The sequence below is a fragment of the Streptomyces alkaliphilus genome, assembly GCF_014141535.1.
Classification (GTDB): domain Bacteria; phylum Actinomycetota; class Actinomycetes; order Streptomycetales; family Streptomycetaceae; genus Streptomyces; species Streptomyces alkaliphilus.
Window position 1 is genome coordinate 1 of record NZ_VKHT01001099.1, and the last position, 1,564, is coordinate 1,564.

2 protein-coding genes and 1 pseudogene are annotated in these 1,564 nt (G+C 74.1%); all 3 read right to left on the bottom strand.

Translation table 11 applies throughout. The features are described 5' to 3' along the window. A pseudogene (locus FNQ90_RS22665) lies at window positions 1-301 on the bottom strand (hypothetical protein); the annotation flags it as partial. Beyond that, window positions 298-957, bottom strand: a complete 660-nt coding sequence (locus FNQ90_RS22670) for an NADH-quinone oxidoreductase subunit B (protein WP_194432799.1) — start codon at window positions 955-957, stop codon at window positions 298-300. The gene FNQ90_RS22670 and the pseudogene FNQ90_RS22665, both read right to left, overlap by 4 nt. After that, window positions 948-1,346: an NADH-quinone oxidoreductase subunit A gene (locus tag FNQ90_RS22675; protein ID WP_323380128.1), complete on the bottom strand. Its 399-nt coding sequence runs from the start codon at window positions 1,344-1,346 to the stop codon at window positions 948-950. The genes FNQ90_RS22670 and FNQ90_RS22675 overlap by 10 nt, the downstream gene beginning before the upstream one ends. Window positions 1,347-1,564: the final 218 nt, after the last annotated feature.

A 1,564-nucleotide genomic window follows, 5' to 3' on the forward strand; every position in this document is an offset into this window, starting at 1 on the left:
GGGTGAGGGCGGTGCGCAGCAGCAGCCGGCGCGGTGCCTCGCCGGGTCGGCCGAGGGCCACCACGTGGGCGCACACCAGCAACCGGCCGTCCGGGACGGGTCCGGCCGGGCCCCCGCTCTCGTCCACGGCGCTGAGCCAGTCGAAGAACGTGCAGCCGAGCCGGTCGCGGGCGGTGCCCAGGGAGGCGATCCACTCGCCGGCGGGGACGTCCACGGTCAGCGTGTCGTAGGCGTCCGCGGCCCGGGCCCCGGCGCCGAAGAGTTCCTCCACCGGCTCCGGGAGCCATCCCGGGCCGCTCACCGCTCCCCCTCCCGGGTTCCGTCGCCGGCACCGGGGGCGGAGGTGTCGGGGGCGGTCGGCGGCGCGGCCACCGGCGGCGCGGTCAGCGCGGCGGTGGGCGTCCGGCGCGGGGCGTAGCGGTCGGCGGTGGACTCCTCGGCGATCCGCTCCTGAAGCTTGAGGATGCCCTGGAGCAGTGCCTCGGGGCGGGGCGGACAGCCGGGCACGTACACGTCGACGGGGATGATCTGGTCCACTCCCTTGGTCACCGCGTAGGAGTCCCAGTAGGGGCCGCCGCAGTTGGAGCAGGCGCCGAAGGAGATGACGTACTTGGGCTCCGGCATCTGCTCGTACAACCGCCGCACCGCGGGGGCCATCTTGTCGGTCACGGTGCCGGAGACCACCATCAGGTCGGCCTGGCGGGGGCCGGGCGCGAAGGGGATGACGCCCAGCCGGATGAAGTCGTGCCGGGACATCGACGCGGCGATGAACTCGATGGCGCAGCAGGCGAGTCCGAAGTTGAAGACCCACAGGCTGTAGCGACGGCCCCAGTTGAGGATCACCTTCATCGGCTCGGGGGCGAGCCGGGCCAGGGGACCGAGCAGGGGGCGGTCGCCGCGTTCCACGGGCGCGCCGCTCTCGCCGCGCGCACCGCCTCCGACGGGGTTCAGGTCCATGCGAGCACGCCCTTCCGCCAGGCGTAGAACAGCCCCAGGCCGAGCAGCCCGAGGAAGAGGAACATCTCCACCAGCGTCACCGCGCCGAAGCCGGGATCGGCGAAGATCGCCGCCCAGGGGAAGAGGAAGATCGCGTCCACCGCGAAGATCACGTAGAGGAAGGCGTACAGGTAGTACCGGACCTGCGTGTGGGCCCAGCCCTCGCCCACCGGATCCACGCCGCACTCGTAGGGCAACAGTTTCCCGGCGGTCGGCAGATCCGGTCGCAGCAGTCGGCCGGCGGTGAAGGCGACGACGACGAACAGCACGCCGACGACGGCCACCAGTCCGACGACCGTGTAGCCGTGGAAGTAGTCCGGCACCCGGCTTGCCCCTCCGTGACGCGCGATGCGGGATGTGCGGACCCGCGGCGCGGGCCCGTGCTGTGGGTCCGACACCGGCGGGCGGGCGGCCGTCCGCCGTGGTCGGGTGTCGCGACGGCGCGGTGCGGGGCGCGGGGTCGCGGCGTGCCGCTCGGGGCGGCGGCGTGCGACGGGCCGTCGGCAACGGCGTGCCCCGGGGGCGCGCACGGGCGGCGGTCCGTCGTACGGACGGGAGTCTAGGGGGT